This is a genomic window from Cupriavidus sp. 21MJTG02-4 (assembly GCF_057798975.1).
In genome coordinates, this window is the sequence record NZ_JBYOJP010000002.1 from 171,496 (window position 1) to 188,754 (window position 17,259).

General features: G+C 65.7%; 17 protein-coding genes. 10 read left to right on the plus strand and 7 right to left on the minus strand.

The window, feature by feature from the left end; all coding sequences use genetic code 11:
* The first annotated feature begins 25 nt into the window (after nucleotides 1–25).
* Complete coding sequence (locus AC3FKH_RS04030) at nucleotides 26–1,012, plus strand: LysR family transcriptional regulator (RefSeq protein ID WP_488673140.1); 987 nt, start codon at nucleotides 26–28, stop codon at nucleotides 1,010–1,012.
* An 86-nt stretch (nucleotides 1,013–1,098) separates the two neighbouring features.
* On the opposite strand, the gene fur is transcribed toward AC3FKH_RS04030, so the two are convergent.
* Complete coding sequence (gene fur, locus AC3FKH_RS04035; RefSeq protein ID WP_011298983.1) at nucleotides 1,099–1,530, minus strand: ferric iron uptake transcriptional regulator; 432 nt, start codon at nucleotides 1,528–1,530, stop codon at nucleotides 1,099–1,101.
* A gap of 185 nt (nucleotides 1,531–1,715) precedes the next feature.
* On the opposite strand from fur, the gene AC3FKH_RS04040 reads away from it, so the two are divergent.
* From AC3FKH_RS04040 to AC3FKH_RS04080, 9 genes are all read left to right on the plus strand, one after another.
* Complete coding sequence (locus AC3FKH_RS04040) at nucleotides 1,716–2,327, plus strand: outer membrane protein assembly factor BamE (protein ID WP_488673143.1); 612 nt, start codon at nucleotides 1,716–1,718, stop codon at nucleotides 2,325–2,327.
* Nucleotides 2,328–2,415: 88 nt separating this feature from the next.
* Nucleotides 2,416–3,213: a 4-hydroxy-tetrahydrodipicolinate reductase gene (gene dapB / locus AC3FKH_RS04045; protein ID WP_488673145.1), complete on the plus strand. Its 798-nt coding sequence runs from the start codon at nucleotides 2,416–2,418 to the stop codon at nucleotides 3,211–3,213.
* A gap of 177 nt (nucleotides 3,214–3,390) precedes the next feature.
* Nucleotides 3,391–6,012, plus strand: a complete 2,622-nt coding sequence (gene leuS, locus AC3FKH_RS04050) for a leucine--tRNA ligase (RefSeq protein WP_488673147.1) — start codon at nucleotides 3,391–3,393, stop codon at nucleotides 6,010–6,012.
* 43 nt (nucleotides 6,013–6,055) lie between these two features.
* Nucleotides 6,056–6,562 carry an LPS-assembly lipoprotein LptE gene (locus AC3FKH_RS04055; RefSeq protein ID WP_488673149.1) on the plus strand — a complete coding sequence of 169 codons (507 nt, stop codon included), beginning with the start codon at nucleotides 6,056–6,058 and terminating at the stop codon, nucleotides 6,560–6,562.
* Between the two features lie 20 nt (nucleotides 6,563–6,582).
* Nucleotides 6,583–7,641, plus strand: a complete 1,059-nt coding sequence (holA, locus tag AC3FKH_RS04060; protein WP_488673151.1) for a DNA polymerase III subunit delta — start codon at nucleotides 6,583–6,585, stop codon at nucleotides 7,639–7,641.
* Nucleotides 7,642–7,713: 72 nt separating this feature from the next.
* Nucleotides 7,714–8,994 carry a glutamate-5-semialdehyde dehydrogenase gene (locus tag AC3FKH_RS04065; RefSeq protein ID WP_488673153.1) on the plus strand — a complete coding sequence of 427 codons (1,281 nt, stop codon included), beginning with the start codon at nucleotides 7,714–7,716 and terminating at the stop codon, nucleotides 8,992–8,994.
* A 66-nt stretch (nucleotides 8,995–9,060) separates the two neighbouring features.
* Nucleotides 9,061–9,483: a CopD family protein gene (locus AC3FKH_RS04070; protein WP_483730317.1), complete on the plus strand. Its 423-nt coding sequence runs from the start codon at nucleotides 9,061–9,063 to the stop codon at nucleotides 9,481–9,483.
* Nucleotides 9,484–9,520: 37 nt separating this feature from the next.
* On the plus strand, nucleotides 9,521–10,126 hold the full coding sequence (locus tag AC3FKH_RS04075) for a 2-hydroxychromene-2-carboxylate isomerase (protein ID WP_488673156.1): 606 nt from the start codon (nucleotides 9,521–9,523) through the stop codon (nucleotides 10,124–10,126).
* A gap of 70 nt (nucleotides 10,127–10,196) precedes the next feature.
* Entirely contained in the window at nucleotides 10,197–11,450 is a 1,254-nt protein-coding gene (locus AC3FKH_RS04080; protein ID WP_488673159.1) for a THUMP domain-containing class I SAM-dependent RNA methyltransferase, read from the plus strand.
* Nucleotides 11,451–11,484: 34 nt separating this feature from the next.
* Here AC3FKH_RS04080 and AC3FKH_RS04085 read toward each other — a convergent pair whose 3' ends face one another.
* From AC3FKH_RS04085 to AC3FKH_RS04110, 6 genes are all read right to left on the minus strand, one after another.
* Nucleotides 11,485–12,531 carry a response regulator gene (locus AC3FKH_RS04085; protein WP_483709237.1) on the minus strand — a complete coding sequence of 349 codons (1,047 nt, stop codon included), beginning with the start codon at nucleotides 12,529–12,531 and terminating at the stop codon, nucleotides 11,485–11,487.
* A gap of 116 nt (nucleotides 12,532–12,647) precedes the next feature.
* Nucleotides 12,648–14,123: an NAD(P)(+) transhydrogenase (Re/Si-specific) subunit beta gene (locus AC3FKH_RS04090; protein ID WP_483730314.1), complete on the minus strand. Its 1,476-nt coding sequence runs from the start codon at nucleotides 14,121–14,123 to the stop codon at nucleotides 12,648–12,650.
* Nucleotides 14,123–14,446 (minus strand): NAD(P) transhydrogenase subunit alpha part 2, encoded by a 324-nt coding sequence (locus tag AC3FKH_RS04095; protein WP_211945740.1) that lies wholly within the window; start codon nucleotides 14,444–14,446, stop codon nucleotides 14,123–14,125. The genes AC3FKH_RS04090 and AC3FKH_RS04095 overlap by 1 nt, the downstream gene beginning before the upstream one ends.
* An 84-nt stretch (nucleotides 14,447–14,530) precedes the next feature.
* Nucleotides 14,531–15,664 carry an HAD family hydrolase gene (locus AC3FKH_RS04100; protein WP_488673162.1) on the minus strand — a complete coding sequence of 378 codons (1,134 nt, stop codon included), beginning with the start codon at nucleotides 15,662–15,664 and terminating at the stop codon, nucleotides 14,531–14,533.
* Nucleotides 15,665–15,668: 4 nt separating this feature from the next.
* Complete coding sequence (gene panD / locus AC3FKH_RS04105; protein ID WP_483709233.1) at nucleotides 15,669–16,031, minus strand: aspartate 1-decarboxylase; 363 nt, start codon at nucleotides 16,029–16,031, stop codon at nucleotides 15,669–15,671.
* A gap of 60 nt (nucleotides 16,032–16,091) precedes the next feature.
* On the minus strand, nucleotides 16,092–17,213 hold the full coding sequence (locus AC3FKH_RS04110; protein ID WP_488673164.1) for a Re/Si-specific NAD(P)(+) transhydrogenase subunit alpha: 1,122 nt from the start codon (nucleotides 17,211–17,213) through the stop codon (nucleotides 16,092–16,094).
* Nucleotides 17,214–17,259: the final 46 nt, after the last annotated feature.

Genomic DNA, 17,259 nt, shown 5'->3' on the forward strand with positions numbered 1-17,259 from the left:
GAATAAATCGGAACAGGGCCTGATCATGGTGAACGTGGACACCAAGCTTCTTGTGATTTTCACCGAACTGCTGAGCAAGCGGAACGCGACCTATGTCGCGGAGAAAATGCACATGACGGCCCCGGCCGTATCGCATTCGCTGGGCCGGCTGCGCGAGATCTTCGACGATCCCCTCTTTATCCGCGTGCCGCACGGTCTGACGCCGACGCCGCGCGCGCTGGAACTGGGCCCAAAGATCCGCGACATGCTGGACCTGTGGTCGTCGATCAATGAAGGCGACGCCGACAATTTCGACCCGGCGATCGCGACGGGTACCCTGAGCATTGGTTTCGCCGCCGAACTCGGCGATACGGTGTTCAATCGCTTCGTACTGCGCATCAAGCAGCTGGCGCCCGAGTTGCATATCAAGCTGGTCGAATCGCATTCCTGGGAAAGCGACGTGGCGTCGATGCGCGCCAACGAGCTCGACCTGGCGTTTTCACCGTTCCCCACGCGGCACCCGGAAATCGTCGAGGAAATGGTCACGTCGCTGAGCCTGTGGGTCTGCGCGCGCAAGAACCATCCCCTGCTGAAAGGCCAGTGCACGCTGGAGCAGTATCTCGATTGCGGCCATATCTTCATGGCGCACTCGGGTGGCGCCGGCCGGCCTGCGCCGTCGCTGATTCCGCTGGACTACGCACTGCAGCAGCGCGGACTGAAGCGCAATGCCACGCTGACCGTGCATTCGTGGCGCGCGCAGGCCGAACTTGCCGCGCAGACGGACATGATCTTCACGGTCAATGCCCTGACCAAGGACATGGCTTGCGAAACCTATGGTCTCAAGGCGTTCCCGCTGCCAGCCGAGCTGAACACCACGGTAGGCCTGAATATGTTCTGGCACCGCAGCCGCAACACGCACCCGATGCTGGTCTGGGCGCGCAGCCTGTTCCGCCAGGTGGTCGGTGAGTTCGTCGGCGTGCCCGCGGCCAGGCCGCTGCGCGTGGTGGCTGAACAGGACGTCGAAGCGCCCTGACGTGCCGCACGGCAGGCCCATGAAAAAACCGGCGCTGGGCGCCGGTTTTTTCTTGCTTCCGTTCCGCGCACAGGGCGACGGACGGCTTATCGTTTTGGTCTGTGGGGACAATCGGTTTTGGTGCAATTGCCGTACAGCGACAATGCATGTTCCTGCAGTGCAAAGCCGCGCTCGCGCGCAATGCTTTGCTGGCGTTGCTCGATCTCGCCGTCGAAGAACTCTTCGACACGGCCGCAATCGAGACACACCAGGTGGTCGTGGTGCTTTCCTTCGTTGAGTTCGAAGATGGCCTTGCCGGATTCGAAGTTGTTGCGCGAAAGCAGGCCCGCCTGCTCGAACTGCGTGAGCACGCGGTAAACGGTCGCCAGGCCGATATCCATATGCTCGTTGAGCAGGATTCGGTAGACGTCTTCAGCGCTCAGATGGCGCTGTTCACTGGTCTGAAAAATCTCAAGGATCTTCAGCCTCGGCACGGTCGCCTTCAGGCCGATATTCTTGAGCTCCGCCGGACTCGGCATGGGCGTGACTCCCTAGAGTACAATGTCTGGATAGTTGAATCATAAGGGTTTTGGCGACAAAAGTCGCCCGGTGCCAAGGCCAGCGAAGGCGGCTTCAGCCCGCCGGATGCCGTGGCAGACCAGGCGCCGCCGCACGGCGGAAATGTCCCTGGCGGCACTTTCCTTTCCCTCTGGAAGCGAGATCAATGCGTTCATCCCGTTCGTCTGCCATGCGCCCGACGCTGGTGTTTTCTCTGCTGGCCGTCGCACTTCTGGCCGGCGCCTGCTCGACCTACGACTCCACCTCGCGCAAGGTCGCCAACGTCATCACGCCGTACCGGATCAATATCGTGCAGGGCAACTTCGTCTCGCGCGAGGCGGCTTCGCAACTGCACGAGGGCATGACCCGCGACCAGGTCAAATTCCTGCTGGGCACGCCGCTGCTGACCGATGTCTTCCATAGCGATCGCTGGGATTACATCTTCTCGTTCCGCCGCGGCAATACGCCGGTCGTGCAGCAGCGCCGCTTCACTGTCTTTTTTGATGGCGACAAGCTGGTGAAGTTTGGCGGTGACGAATTGCCGTCCGAATACGAGCTGATTGCCGAAATTGACGGCATGAAAAAGGCCCTGAAAGAACAGAAGCCCGGTATCGGCGGAAGCTCGGCGACGCAGGCGGCGCCCGCGCCCGCGTCAGCACCAGCTATCCCGCAAGAGACAACAGCGGCACCGGCTGAGCAATCAAGTGCAGCGCCTGCCACTTCTACAGCAACGCCCGCCGCATCCACGCAAGCGGAACCGGCAGCGCAGCCGAACTGACGCGCACCGCTGCGGCCACGCCGCGCACCTAGATTTCCGGCCGGCGCTCAGCGACCGGCCGTTTTCCGATATCGCCAGGTAAAACACCATGAACATCGCCATTGCTGGCGCATCCGGCCGCATGGGCCGCATGCTGATCGAACACGTTCTAGCCACCGAAGGGGTTTCGCTGTCCGGTGCGCTCGACCTGCCGGGCTCGCCCGCGCTGGGCCAGGACGCCGGACTGCTGCTGGGCCGCCGTACCGGCGTGGCGATCACGGACGACCTCGACGCGGGCCTGGCCGGCGCGGACTGCCTGATCGATTTCACCCGCCCCGAAGGCACGCTGGTCCACCTGGCGGCCGCCAGGCGCCTGGGCGTAAAGATGGTCATCGGCACGACCGGCTTCGATGACGCTGGCAAGGCTGCCCTGGCCGACGCGGCCAAGTCCGTCGGCATCGTCTTCGCGGCCAATATGAGCGTGGGCGTCAACGCCACGTTCAAGCTGCTGGAAGTGGCGGCAAAGCTGCTTTCCACCGGCTACGACATCGAGATCATCGAAGCGCATCACCGCTTCAAGGTCGATGCCCCGTCGGGCACGGCGCTGAAGATGGGCGAAGTGGTTGCCGACGCGCTGGGCCGCGACCTCAAGACCTGCGCCGTCTACGCGCGCGAAGGCCACACCGGCGAGCGCGATCCGAATTCCATCGGTTTTGCCACCGTGCGCGGCGGCGATATCGTCGGCGACCACACCGTGATGTTCGCCGGCATCGGCGAGCGCATCGAGATCAGCCACAAGTCGTCGAGCCGCCAGTCTTACGCCGATGGCGCCGTGCGCGCGGCCCGCTTCCTGGCTGACAAGCCGAATGGCCTGTTCGACATGCAGGACGTGCTCGGCCTGAAGTAAGACCGGCCCTGGCGGCGTGGCCGTGATGGCCCGGCCGCACGGTTATAATCAGCTTCTTTCGCATTGCACGACTGGCGGGCGCCCTCAAAGCGGGCGCCCGCCGTCTGCCTTCCTGTCCCCCGGATGCGGGCCTTCCAGACGCCGCGCAGACCGTTGTCCTGAACGTTGTCCCCGACCATGCAAGACAAATATCTTCCTTCCGCCGTTGAACAAGCCGCCCAGCAGCACTGGCAGGCGATCGACGCCTACCGCGTGCCCGAGCATGCCACCGGCCCCGACGGCAAGGAGAAGCCCAAGTTTTACGCCTGCTCGATGCTGCCGTATCCGTCGGGCAAGCTGCACATGGGACACGTGCGCAACTACACCATCAACGACGTGATGGCGCGTTACCTGCGCATGAATGGCAACAACGTGCTGATGCCGATGGGCTGGGACGCCTTCGGCATGCCGGCGGAAAACGCGGCACTGAACAACGGCGTGGCGCCGGCCGCCTGGACCTACGACAACATTGCTTACATGAAGAAGCAGATGCAGTCGATGGGCCTGGCGATCGACTGGTCGCGCGAAGTCGCCACCTGCAGCCCCGACTACTACCGCTGGAACCAGTGGCTGTTCCTGAAGATGCTGGAGAAGGGCATCGCCTACCGCAAAACCGGCACCGTCAACTGGGATCCGGTCGACCAGACCGTGCTGGCCAACGAGCAGGTCATCGATGGCCGTGGCTGGCGCTCGGGCGCCGTCGTCGAAAAGCGCGAGATCCCGATGTACTACCTGCGTATCACCGACTACGCAGACGAGTTGCTGGGCGACCTGGACAACCTCGGCTGGCCCGAGCGCGTCAAGATCATGCAGCAGAACTGGATCGGCAAGAGCGTGGGCGTGCGCTTCGCGTTCAAGCATGACATCCAGGGCGATGATGGCAAGCTGATCAACGACGGCAAGCTGTATGTGTTCACCACGCGCGCCGACACGATCATGGGCGTGACGTTCTGCGCCGTGGCCGCCGAGCACCCGCTGGCCACGCATGCTGCCGCGAACAATCCCGAACTGGCCGCCTTCATCGACGAATGCAAGCACGGCTCGGTCATGGAAGCCGACATGGCGACCATGGAGAAAAAGGGCATGCCGACCGGCCTGCAGGTCACGCATCCGCTGACCGGCGAGCAGGTCGACGTGTGGGTCGGCAACTACGTGCTGATGAGCTACGGCGACGGCGCCGTCATGGGCGTGCCCGCGCACGACGAACGCGACTTCGCCTTCGCCAACAAGTACCAGTTGCCGATCAAGCAGGTCATCGACGTCAAGGGTCAGCCGTATTCGACCGAAGCCTGGCAGGAGTGGTACGGCGACAAGGAAAACGGCGTCTGCATCGAGAGCGGCAAGTACAACGGCCTCGGCTACCAGGCCGCGATCGAGGCGATTGCCGCCGATCTCGGCGCGATGGGCCTGGGTGAGAAGAAGGTGACCTGGCGCCTGCGCGACTGGGGCATCTCGCGCCAGCGCTACTGGGGCACGCCGATCCCGCTGATCCACTGCGACAGCTGCGGCGTGGTCCCCGTGCCCGAGCAGGACCTGCCCGTGGTGCTGCCCGAGGACCTGGTGCCGGACGGCACCGGCAACCCGCTCAACAAGGACCCGCGCTTCCTGCAGTGCACCTGCCCGTCGTGCGGCAAGCCGGCGCGCCGCGAGACCGACACGATGGATACGTTCATCGATTCGTGCTGGTACTACATGCGCTATACGTGCCCGGACGCGACCACGATGGTCGATGCCCGCAACGACTACTGGATGCCGATGGACCAGTACATCGGCGGCATCGAGCATGCAATCCTGCACCTGCTGTACGCGCGTTTCTGGACCAAGGTCATGCGTGACCTGGGCCTGGTCAAGTTCGACGAACCGTTCACCAACCTGCTCACGCAGGGCATGGTGCTCAACGAGACCTACTACCGCGAAGACGCCGCGGGCAAGAAGACCTGGTACAACCCGGCCGACGTCGACGTGCAGACCGATGAGCGCGGCCGCCCGCTGGGCGCCACGCTCAAGGCCGACGGCCAGCCGGTGGTGATCGGCGGCGTCGAGAAGATGTCGAAGTCGAAGAACAACGGCATCGACCCGCAGGCCCTGATCGACCAGCACGGCGCCGACACCGCGCGCCTGTTCGTGATGTTCGCCGCGCCGCCGGAGCAGCAGCTCGAGTGGAGCGGCTCGGGCGTGGAAGGCGCGTCGCGCTTCCTGCGCCGCGTGTGGAACTACGGCTATGCCAACGCCGCCGCCGTGCGCGATGGCGCCGGTGCCGCGCCGACCGCGGAAGACGCGGACCTGCGCCGCGAGATCCATAGCGTGCTCAAGCAGGCCAACTACGACTACCAGCGCATCCAGTACAACACCGTGGTGTCCGCCACGATGAAGATGCTGAACGCGCTCGAAGGTGCCAAGAGCGCTTCGCCGGCCGCGCGCCGCGAATGCTTCGGTATCCTGCTGCGCGTGCTGTACCCGGTGGTGCCGCACATCACGCACGGCCTGTGGGAAGCGCTGGGCTATGCCGCCGCCGCCGGCGACCTGCTCGACGCCCCGTGGCCGCTGGTCGATGAAGGCGCGCTGGTGCGCAGCGAGATCGAACTGGTGCTGCAGATCAACGGCAAGGTGCGCGGCAGCGTGACCGTGCCGGCTGATGCCGACCGCGCTGCCATCGAGGCCGTGGCCGCCGCCAGCGAGACCGTGGCCAAGTTTGCCGAGGGCAAGGCGCCCAAGAAGATCGTGGTCGTGCCGGGCCGACTGGTCAACGTGGTGCTGTAAGCAGGGATCGGAAACCGATAAGCCGATGAAGGAATCGCCGAGAATGGATCGACTGGACAAGGGCCGCCGCAAGCTGCTTGCCGCGATGCTGGCCACCGGCCTGCTGGCGGGCTGCGGCTTCCATATGCGCGGCAATGCCGACTTCGCGTTCAAGCGGCTCTATATCGGCATTCCGCCCAATACGCTGATGGGCTCGGACCTGCGCCGCGCGATCCGCGGCGGTTCGGACACCACGGTCGTCAACGACCAGAAAGAGGCCGACGCGCTGCTGGACGTGCTGCAGGACACGCGCACCAAGACCATCCTGTCGATCACGACCGAAGGCGTGGTGCGCGAATACCGCCTGACCCAGCGCTTCAGCTTCCGCCTGCGCGATGCCGCCGGCAAGGAACTGATCCCGCCGTCGCAGCTCATCCTCACGCGCGACCTGACGTACAACGAAGCCAACACGCTGGCCAAGGACTACGAAGAGCAGCAGCTCTACCGCGACATGCAGCGCGACATCGTGCAGCAGCTGATGCGCCGCCTGGCCGCGGTCAAGGCCATCTGAGTACGGGCCATCGCACCGGCATGCAGCTCAAGCTAGACGGACTCGACGCCCATCTGCGGCAGGCCAAGGCCAAGGGCCTGGCCCCGCTGTACGTGGTCCATGGCGATGAGCACCTGCTGGTGCTCGAGGCCGTCGATCGCCTGCGCCAGACCGCGCGCGAGGCCGGTTTCTCCGAGCGCGACGTGCTCGTGGCGGAGCGCAATTTCCACTGGAGCCACCTGGTCGAGGCGCAGCAGTCGATGTCGCTGTTCGGCGACCGCAAGATCGTCGAACTGCGCATTCCGTCGGGCAAGCCGGGCAAGGACGGCGGCGAGGCGCTGCGCGCCGTGGCCGCCCAGCCGTCGCCCGACGTGGTGATGCTGGTGACGCTGCCGCGGCTCGATTTCGCCGCGTCCAAGTCGGCATGGTTCCAGGCTCTGGAAGGCGCGGGCGTATCGATCAAGGTCGATTCCGTGGACCGTACGCGCCTGCCGGCGTGGGTCGGCGAGCGCCTCGGACTGCAGCAGCAGCGCGTGGAAGGCGGCGAGCCCGGCCGGCGCGCGCTGCAGTTCATCGCCGACAAGGTCGAAGGCAACCTGCTGGCCGCCCATCAGGAAATCCAGAAGCTCGGCCTGCTGTATCCGCCCGGCGAACTGACGTTCGACCAGGTGCACGATGCGGTGCTCAACGTGGCCCGCTACGACGTCTTCAAGCTGTCCGAAGCCATGCTGGGCGGTGACGTCCCGCGCCTGGTTCGCATGCTCGAAGGGCTGCGCGGCGAGGGCGAGGCCACGGTGCTGGTGCTGTGGGCGCTGACCGAGGAAATTCGCGTATTATCCAAGGTCCGGCAAGGCATTGCGGCCGGCAAGCCCGCCGCCGTGCTGATGCGCGAGCTGCGGGTCTGGGGCCCGCGCGAACGCCTGGTGCCGCAGGCCGCGCAGCGGCTGACGCCGGCGCGGCTCGATGCGGCGCTGTCCATGGCGGCGCGGCTGGACCGGCAGGTGAAGGGGTTGTCCGACCTGCCGCCTCCGGGCAGCGGCCCGCTGCCGGCGGAGCCATGGGATGGCTTGCAGCAGCTGGCGCTGATGATCGCGCGCTGATCCTTGCCCCGCTCTCCCGCTCGCGGGAGGGAAGAAACATTCTCAGACGGCCGTCGTCTGAAGGCCACGAACATGACCGAGCTCGACCTCAACCAATACATGGACCGCGTCGGCCGCCAGGCACGCGCGGCATCGCGCGCGATGGCGCGTGCCTCCACCGCCGACAAGAATCGCGCGCTGCTGACCATCGCCGCGGCGATCCGCCGTGACGCCGACAAGCTCAAGGCCGTCAACGCGCGCGATGTCGAGCGCGCGCGCGCCAACGGCCAGGACGCCGCCTTTGTCGACCGCCTGACGCTGTCGGACAAGGCCATCAAGACCATGGCCGAGGGCCTGGAGCAGATCGCCGCGCTGGCCGACCCGATCGGCGAGATTTCGAACATGAAGTTCCGCCCGACCGGCATCCAGGTCGGACAGATGCGTGTGCCGCTCGGCGTGATCGGCATCATCTACGAGTCGCGGCCCAACGTGACCATCGACGCGGCGGCGCTGTGCCTGAAGTCGGGCAATGCCACCATCCTGCGCGGCGGTTCGGAAGCGATCGAATCCAACACCGCGCTGGCCGCGCTGGTGGCCGAAGGCCTGGCGAGCGCCGGCCTGCCGCCCGAGGCCGTGCAGGTCATCGGGACCACGGATCGCGCCGCGGTCGGCCGCTTGATCACGATGACCGAGTATGTCGATGTGATCGTGCCGCGTGGCGGCAAGAGCCTGATCGCACGGCTGATGGAAGAAGCGCGCGTGCCGATGATCAAGCACCTGGACGGCATCTGCCACGTGTTCATCGACGCCGACGCCGATCTCGACAAGGCCGTGCGCGTCTGCGACAACGCCAAGACGCAGCGCTACGCGCCGTGCAACACCATGGAGACGCTGCTGGTGTCGCAGGACATCGCCGCGCGCGCGCTGCCGCCGCTGTGCCGCATCTACCAGGAAAAGGGCGTCGAACTGCGCGTCTGCGCGGCGACCCGCGCCACGCTGGAGGCCGCGGGCTTCAGCGGTCTCGTCGACGCCACCGAGGACGACTGGCGCCTGGAATACCTGGCCCCGATCCTCGCCATCAAGACGGTGCCGGGGCTGGATGAAGCCGTCGCGCATATCAACGAATACGGTTCGCACCATACCGATTCGATCATCACCGAGAACTACTCGACCGGCATGCGTTTCATCCGCGAGGTCGATTCGGCCAGCGTGATGATCAATGCGTCGACGCGTTTTGCCGATGGCTTCGAATATGGCCTGGGCGCGGAAATCGGTATCTCCAACGACAAGCTGCACGCGCGTGGCCCGGTCGGGCTGGAAGGGCTGACGTCGCTGAAGTACGTGGTGTTCGGCCACGGCGAGATCCGCACCTGAGAATCGGGGGCGGGCCCGCCTTGCCCGCCGCAAAGAACAACAACTACTGCCGCAACGCGTCGCTGAATGCTCTGGGTCAAAGCGCTTCATATCGTCTTTGTCGTGTCCTGGTTTGCCGGCCTGTTCTACCTGCCGCGAATCTTCGTCAACCTGGCCATGGAGACGGATCCCGCCAGCACGCAGCGACTGCTGCTGATGGCCCGCAAGCTGTACCGCTTCATGACCATGCTGGCCGTGCCGGCGGTCGTGTTCGGGTTGTGGCTGTACCTGGGCTATGGCATCGGCCGCGGTCCGGGGCAGGGCTGGATGCATGCCAAGCTGGCGCTGGTGCTGGTGCTGATCGGCTACCACCACGGCTGCGGCAGGCTGCTGAAGAAGTTCGAGGCGGGCGGCAACACGCGCTCGCATACCTTCTACCGCTGGTTCAACGAACTGCCCGTGCTGGTGCTGCTGGCAGTGGTGATCCTGGTGGTGGTCAAGCCGTTCTGAAACCTGGTCCGTCGGGACTCTCCCAATCGAGCGAAAGATGAGCAAGCAGGTCGATTACTATTTCTCGCCGCAGTCTCCGTACGTCTATCTCGGGCATGAGCGCTTTGCCGCCATCGTGGCCAGCCATGGCGCCCTGGTCAACCTGAAGCCCTGCGATCTCGGCAAGGTGTTCTCGGTGTCAGGCGGCCTGCCGCTGGCGCAGCGACCGCCGCAGCGCCAGGCATACCGGCTGGTCGAGCTGGCGCGCTGGAGCGAGTTCCTGGGCAAGCCGCTGAACCTGCAGCCGACGTATTTCCCGGTGTCCGGCGACCCGGCCAGCAAGCTGATCATCGCGACCCAGCTCGCGCATGGCACGGCGCGAGCCATGCAGCTCCTTGGCGCGATTGGCACGGCACTCTGGGCGCAGCAGCGCAATATCGCGGATGCCGCCACGCTCGCGCAGCTGGCCGACGAGGCGGGTCTCGACGGCGCCAGCCTGCTCAAGGCCAGCGACGGGCAGGCCGTGCTGGCTGCCTACGCGCAGAACACGCAGGACGCGATCTCGGCGGGCGTGTTCGGCGCCCCGTGGTACGTCTATGATGGCCAGCCCTACTGGGGCCAGGACCGGCTCGACTTCCTCGACCGTGCACTGGCGGCCGGTTGAACCGTCGCCTAGGCTAATTTGATTCCCGTCCGCCACGGCGGACGTTTTTGTTTGCAGGAAACCTGAATCCATGACCCAAGCTTTCTTTGCTCCCTGCCCGCGTGGCCTGGAGGGCGCGCTGGCCGAAGAACTGCGCGAGATCGCCGCGCGGCCCGGAATGGCGTCGGTGGCCCCGTTCGAGGTGCATCGCGAGGTGCCGGGCGGCGTCAGCTTTTCGGGCGAACTGGCGGCCGCGTACGCCGTCAACCTGCATTCGCGCATTGCCAGCCGCGTGCTGATGCGCGTGGCCGCGCGCGGCTACCGCCACGAGGACGATATCTACGCGCTGGTGCGCAACCAGCGCTGGGAGCAGTGGTTCTCGCCCGATGAATCGATCCGCGTGGATCTGACTTCCACCAAGTCCCAGCTGCGCAGCCTGAATTTCACGGCGCTGCGCATCAAGGACGGCATTTGCGATGGCATGCGCGAACGCCTGGGCGCGCGCCCCAGCGTGGATACCGTGAGCCCGGATGTGCGCATCTATGCCCACCTGACGGAGTACGACTGCACGCTGTACATCGATACCACCGGCGAGCCGCTGTTCAAGCGCGGCTGGCGCATGGAAAAGGGCGAGGCACCGCTTAAGGAGAACCTGGCAGCGGGCATCCTGCGCCTGGCCGGCTGGGTGAAGGGACAGACCAACCGCCCGTTCTATGACCCGATGTGCGGCAGCGGCACATTCCTGATCGAAGCCGCGCAAGTGGCACTCGATATCGCGCCGGGCGGCAGCCGCAGCTTTGCCTTTGAATGGCTCAAGGGTGCCGATACCAAGGCCTGGCAGAAGCTCAAGTCGGACGCGCAGCGCGCGCGCATGCTGGCGTCGACGGATGGCCTGCAGATTGCCGGATCGGACATTTCCACCGACATGCTGGCCATGGCGCACGCCAACTGGTCGCGTGCCGGACTGCCCGACGAAGCGCGTACCAAGCAGGTGGATGCGCGCTTCGCGCAGCCGCCGTTCGCCGAGCCGGGCTTGATGCTGATGAACCCGCCGTATGGCGAACGGATCGTGGTGCGCGGCGAGCGCCGCATGGCGCAGGACGAAATGCCGCGCGACGAGGCCGAGGAGGCCGCCGCCAACCAGTTCGCCAGCGCCTTCGCCACCACGCTCAAGCAGAACTTCGCGGGCTGGCAGGCCTGGGTCTTTACCGGGGATCTGTCGATGCCAAAACGCCTGCGGCTGAAGGAATCGCGCCGCACGCCGCTCTACAACGGCAATATCGAGTGCCGCCTGTTCCGCTTTGACATGGTGCGGGGCGGCAACCGTGGGCCGCAGCCGGCCTGAATGGCCGGCGGCCGACGCGGCGGCCGCCTGAACCTCAGGGCCGCTTGCGGCCCGTCAGCGTGTCCGGATTGCGCGCGAAGTCGGCCAGGAAGGCTTGCTGGCTGACCACCGGCTCCTGCAGCAGGTGGCGCGGCAGGTCGAACAGGGCGTAGACATATTCCTCGCGCCCCTCGCAGCGTTCGGCCGGCAGGCAATATTGCTCCCAGTCGACGCAGGCTGGCGTGTACATGCCGTTGCCGGGCCAGAAGAAGGGCACCAGGCGGCCTTCGCGCAGCCCTTCGATCAGCGCCGCCGGCGCGTCGTAGGCCTCGGCCGATTCGACCTGGCTCATCAGCCCGACGCGGGTTTCGATCACCATCAGCGTGGCATGGCCCTGCGCCGTCAGCATCAGGATGCCGACCGGATTGGGGTACAGGTAGTACTCGACAAAGCCATAGCGCGCGGTGATCTGCCGCACGCGCTCGGTCATGGCAGGATCCGACAGGAACGAGTACGAATGCCGCGTCAGCAGTTCGCGCAAGGTGCGCGACAGCGTGGCGAAGTACTGTTGCTGCAAGGCATCGATTTCCTGGCTCAGGCGCTCGACCATATTGGCTTCGTGCTTTTTCACGTAGCGGTCGATCAGGCCATGGTTGAAGCCCTGCACGGCGATGCTTTCGTCCGCGGTGCCGGTCAGCAGGATGGTCTTGCACGGCAGGTCCTGCAGCGCCTGGCAGAATTCCAGCCCGTCCATCTGCGGCATCGAATAGTCCACCACGATCACGCCCGGCTGCAGGAAGCGGTTGACGTCGTGGATCTGGCGGTGGATGCGGTCGATGTCGAGCTGCACGGTGCGCCGCTCGGTGAGGAAGGTCAGGTCGTCGTGCGTGACCCGCACCGGCAGGAAGGCGGGAAAGCGGGTGGCGTAGGCGTCGCGGATCCATTGCAGCGCTTCGCGCGGGTCCGTGAACGTGACCACCGCGCGAGACGCGTCCATCTGGAAAGCCAGGCTGTCGATGAACGACTTGCTGTCATCGACCAGGACGGTCAGGATCGGGTGATGGAAGACCGACAGGTTCCGGTCGTGCGGGTTGAAGGTCATGGTGCGTTCGGGCCATGCGGCAACGCTGGGAATTCAGCGCAGGCCAGTATAACGCGCTGCCGCCACGGCGGGCGGCAACGCGTCGTGTCCTGCACGGATTCCGGACGACCGCGTGGTTAATCGACCGCCTTGAACATATCCTCGACCACCTTCTTGGCATCGCCGAACACCATCATGGTCTTGTCCATGTAGAACAGTTCGTTGTCCAGCCCGGCGTAGCCGGCGGCCATCGAGCGCTTGTTCACGATGATGGTCTTGGCCTTGTAGGCCTCCAGGATCGGCATGCCGGCGATCGGCGATTTCGGATCGGTCTTCGCCGCCGGGTTCACCACGTCGTTGGCGCCGAGCACCAGCACCACGTCGGCCTGGCCGAACTCGCTGTTGATGTCTTCCATCTCGAAGACCATGTCGTACGGCACTTCGGCTTCGGCCAGCAGCACGTTCATGTGGCCCGGCATGCGGCCCGCCACCGGGTGGATCGCGTACTTCACGGTCACGCCCTTCTCGTGCAGCTTCTCGGTCAGTTCCTTGAGCGCGTGCTGGGCACGCGCCACGGCCAGGCCGTAGCCCGGCACGATGATGACCGTCTCGGCATTGCCCATCAGGAAGGCCGCGTCATCGGCGGAGCCCGATTTCACGTTGCGCTGGGCCTGCGCACCGGCCGCGCCGGCCGCTGCCGCTTCACCGCCGAAGCCGCCCAGGATCACGTTGAAGAACGAACGGTTCATCGCCTTGCACATGATGTACGAGAGGATGGCACCGGACGACCCCACCAGCGAGCCGGCGATGATCAGCATCGGGTTGTTCAGCGAGAAGCCGATACCGGCGGCCGCCCAGCCCGAATACGAGTTCAGCATCGACACCACCACCGGCATGTCGGCGCCGCCGATCGGGATGATGATCAGCACGCCGAGCACGAAGGCGATGGCCAGCATCACCAGGAAGGGCAGCCAGTCCTGCGTCATGAAGAACGCGATGCCGAAGCCGACCATCGCAACCGCCAGCGCCAGGTTCAGCATGTGCTGGCCGGGGAAGACCACTGGCGCGCCCTGGAACAGGCGGAACTTGTAGCGCCCGGCCAGCTTGCCGAAGGCGATCACCGAACCGGAGAACGTGATGGCGCCGACGAAGCAGCCGATGAACAGCTCGATGCGGTTGCCAGTCGGGATCTCATGCGAGCCCGCAGGTGCGATGCCAAACGCCGAAGGCTCGGCCACCGCCGCCACGGCAATGAACACTGCGGCCAGACCGATCAGCGAGTGCATCGCCGCGACCAGTTCGGGCATCTTGGTCATCTCGACCTTCTTCGCCACATAGGCGCCGACGCCGCCGCCCACCACCAGCGCGCCGAAGATCAGCGCCAGGCCCGAGCCGACCGAGGACTGCGCCGTGCCCGCCGCCAGGAACTCGTTCTTGAGCTTGATGATCAGCACCAGCGTGGTGACCACGGCAATGGCCATGCCGATCATGCCGAAGGCATTGCCCTTGCGGGCCGAAGCCGGATGCGAAAGCCCCTTGAGCGCCTGGATGAAGCACACCGAGGCGACCAGGTAGAGCAGGGTGACAAGGTTCATGCTGACGAGTTCGGTCATCACGCACCTCCCTTGGCACCGGCCTTGGCCTTGGGCTCTTTCTTCTTGAACATCTCCAGCATGCGCTGGGTCACCAGGAAGCCGCCGAACACGTTGACGGCGGCGAGAGCGACTGCCAGCGTGCCCATGATGCGGCCCGTGGCGCCCTCGGTGAGGCCGGCCGCCAGCATGGCGCCGACGATGATGATGGCCGAGATTGCATTGGTCACGGCCATCAGCGGGGTGTGCAGCGCGGGCGTTACCGTCCACACCACGTGGTAACCCACGTAGATCGCCAGCACAAAGATGATCAGGTTGATCACCGTGTGGTTCACCATCTCCATCGACTTCTCCTCCCTTGCATTGAATCCTGGATGCCGCTTGCGTTGTCTGTATTGGTATGCGAACGACCGGGATGTCGCGGGCCGCTAAGGCGCCTGCGCCCGCACCGGTGCCAGCGTTGCCGCCGCCGCGCCTGGCGCCGGAAAGACACGGGCCCAGTCGCGCTTCATGCTCACCACGGTCCAGCCGCGTTCTGCCGCGGCTTTCAGCGACGCGCCGTCGTTTTCCGCATACGCGGATTCGCGCTCGGCGTCGTCATGGTTGACCAGCAGCTGGAACGACGGCCCCTTGCGCGCCTGCGAGTACGACAGCATGGCGATATCGCCCTTGCCGCCGACATTGCCGGCCGCGAACACTGGCCGCTTGCCGATCTGCAGCGCAATGTTGACCGGCTTCATCTGCTTGTCGTTGAAGCTTTCGATCTTCGGCTCGCGCCAGATTTCGTTGTCGCGGCCGCTTTCGCGGAACTGTGCGGCAAGCCGCGAACCGATCACCTGTTGCGGAGGAATGCCGTAGTACGACTGCGACACGGCGCGCATGAAGTCGGTCGTGCCGCCCGAGCAGATCCAGGTCTGGTAGCCATGGGCGCGCAGCAATGCCAGCACTTCCAGCATTGGCTGGTAGGTGCCTTCGCGCAGCGGCGCCTTGGATTTCGGATGGCGCGCATTGGCGAAGTAGCGCCGCGCGTCTTCCTGGAAGGCGTCGAGCGATGTGTTGCCGTAGAGCTCGTTGAGCAGGCGCACGGCGCCTGCCTCCCCGGTGGATTTGAAATAGGCCGCGGGGTCGGCCAGGAATTCCTTGTAGGGCGAACGACCGGCCAGTGCCGGTTCGGCCCGCGCGCGCTCCTGCGCGCGGCTGACCACGAACAGCAGCTCCACCACCGGGTCTTCACGCCACAGCGTGCCGTCGTTGTCGAACACGGCGATGCGGTCTTCCGGCGCGACGAACTCGGGGCTGCCCGGCGTGGTGGTCTTGCTGACGAAATGCAGGATGGACTGCTTGGCGGCCCCATCGCGCCATGCGGGCAAGGGGTCAAGCAGCCTGGGGCCGCTGGTGGCGGCAGCGCTGGCGGAACCGGACGCACTGCCGCCGCCCGATGTCCCGCACGCCGCGCACAAGGCCAGCAGACCGATGCCGGCCGCCTGCGCGAACCGCATGCCAAGGCGGGCACGCCACGGTGCCGCCCTCGCTACGGAATTCCGACACAGGCTGGCCGTCATGGGCTTACACCTTCTTGATTTCCTTGATGCCGTTCTTCTCGTCGACCAGGATGATCTTCGGCTTGTACGTGGCGATCTGCTCCTCGGTCATCGGCGCGTAGGTGCAGATGATCAGATGGTCGCCGATATGCGCGCGGCGCGCGGCGGCGCCGTTGAGCGAGATCTCGCCGCTGCCGCGCCGGCCCTTGATGATGTAGGTGGAGAAGCGTTCGCCGTTCTGCACGTTGTACAGGTCGATCTTCTCAAACTCCTTCATGTCGGCAGCTTCGAGCAGGTCCTCGTCGATGCCGCACGAACCCTCGTAGTGGAGGTCCGCCTGCGTCACGGTGACGCGGTGGAGCTTGGCGCGGAGCATGATGCGTTGCATGGGTGATACGTCCTTATATTGATGCGGAATGCAGCCGGCGCCCGCGGGCGCCGGGAAGACTCACGCCGCCTTGCGCACGACTTCGCCGCTGTTGCACATCAGGCAGGCCGCGACAATGTCGTCTTCGAGGTTCAGCGTGAACTGGGCGTCCTTGTCGATGACCAGCTTGAGGAAATCCAGCACGTTGCGGGCATAGAGCGCCGAGGCGTCGGCCGCGACCATGCTGGCGAGGTTGGTGTGCCCGATCAGGGTGACGCCATTGCGCTCGACCACTTCGTCGGCCACGGTCAGCGGGCAGTTGCCGCCTTGCGCGGCGGCCAGGTCGACCACCACCGAGCCCGGCTTCATCTGCTGCACGGTGGCTTCCTGCAGCAGCACCGGTGCCTTGCGGCCGGGGATCAGCGCGGTGGTGATGATGATGTCGGCCTGCTTCGCCCGCTCGTGCACCAGTTCGGCCTGGCGGCGCATCCAGTCGGGCGGCATCGGGCGGGCATAGCCGCCGACGCCCTGCGCGATCTCGCGTTCTTCGTCGGTGATGAACGGCACGTCCAGGAACTTGCCGCCGAGCGATTCGATCTGTTCCTTCACGGCCGGTCGCACATCCGAGGCCTCGATCACCGCGCCCAGGCGCTTGGCCGTGGCGATGGCCTGCAGGCCGGCCACGCCGGCGCCGAGGATCAGCACGCGCGCCGCCTTGACGGTGCCCGCGGCGGTCATCAGCATCGGCATGAATCGCTGGTAATAGTGCGCGGCGATCAGCACGGCCTTGTAGCCGGCGATATTGGCCTGCGAGGAGAGCACGTCCATGCTCTGCGCGCGCGTGGTGCGCGGCGCGGCTTCGAGCGCGAAGGCGGTGATCGATGCTGCCGCCATGCGCGCATTGTTCTCGACATCGAACGGGTTGAGCATGCCCACCAGCACCGAGCCCGGCTTCATCTGGGCCAGCTCCGCGGCTTCCGGCGCGCGTACCTTCAGCACCAGGTTGGCGCCAAGCGCCTCGGCGGCACTGCCGATGGTGGCGCCGACGGCCTCGTAGGCGCTGTCGGGCTGGCTGGCCCGTACGCCGGCACCCGCCTGCACCACAACCTTGTGGCCCTGGGCGACATACTTCTTGACGGTTTCAGGGGTGGCGGCGACACGCGTCTCGCCGGCCCGCGTCTCCTGCGGGATGCCGATGTACATCGTCAATTTCTCCTTTGCTGGCGTCATATCTGATGGGCGGGCCGAC

Coding starts and splice junctions, on each gene's coding strand:
- AC3FKH_RS04110 (WP_488673164.1), bottom strand. CDS start 17,213: ATGTACATCGGCATCCCGCAGGAGACGCGGGCCGGCGAGACGCGTGTC.
- AC3FKH_RS04075 (WP_488673156.1), top strand. CDS start 9,521: ATGAGCAAGCAGGTCGATTACTATTTCTCGCCGCAGTCTCCGTACGTC.
- AC3FKH_RS04080 (WP_488673159.1), top strand. CDS start 10,197: ATGACCCAAGCTTTCTTTGCTCCCTGCCCGCGTGGCCTGGAGGGCGCG.
- AC3FKH_RS04055 (WP_488673149.1), top strand. CDS start 6,056: ATGGATCGACTGGACAAGGGCCGCCGCAAGCTGCTTGCCGCGATGCTG.
- leuS (WP_488673147.1), top strand. CDS start 3,391: ATGCAAGACAAATATCTTCCTTCCGCCGTTGAACAAGCCGCCCAGCAG.
- dapB (WP_488673145.1), top strand. CDS start 2,416: ATGAACATCGCCATTGCTGGCGCATCCGGCCGCATGGGCCGCATGCTG.
- holA (WP_488673151.1), top strand. CDS start 6,583: ATGCAGCTCAAGCTAGACGGACTCGACGCCCATCTGCGGCAGGCCAAG.
- AC3FKH_RS04090 (WP_483730314.1), bottom strand. CDS start 14,123: ATGACCGAACTCGTCAGCATGAACCTTGTCACCCTGCTCTACCTGGTC.
- AC3FKH_RS04085 (WP_483709237.1), bottom strand. CDS start 12,531: ATGACCTTCAACCCGCACGACCGGAACCTGTCGGTCTTCCATCACCCG.
- fur (WP_011298983.1), bottom strand. CDS start 1,530: ATGCCGAGTCCGGCGGAGCTCAAGAATATCGGCCTGAAGGCGACCGTG.
- AC3FKH_RS04065 (WP_488673153.1), top strand. CDS start 7,714: ATGACCGAGCTCGACCTCAACCAATACATGGACCGCGTCGGCCGCCAG.
- AC3FKH_RS04095 (WP_211945740.1), bottom strand. CDS start 14,446: ATGGAGATGGTGAACCACACGGTGATCAACCTGATCATCTTTGTGCTG.
- AC3FKH_RS04100 (WP_488673162.1), bottom strand. CDS start 15,664: ATGACGGCCAGCCTGTGTCGGAATTCCGTAGCGAGGGCGGCACCGTGG.
- AC3FKH_RS04030 (WP_488673140.1), top strand. CDS start 26: ATGGTGAACGTGGACACCAAGCTTCTTGTGATTTTCACCGAACTGCTG.
- AC3FKH_RS04040 (WP_488673143.1), top strand. CDS start 1,716: ATGCGTTCATCCCGTTCGTCTGCCATGCGCCCGACGCTGGTGTTTTCT.
- panD (WP_483709233.1), bottom strand. CDS start 16,031: ATGCAACGCATCATGCTCCGCGCCAAGCTCCACCGCGTCACCGTGACG.
- AC3FKH_RS04070 (WP_483730317.1), top strand. CDS start 9,061: ATGCTCTGGGTCAAAGCGCTTCATATCGTCTTTGTCGTGTCCTGGTTT.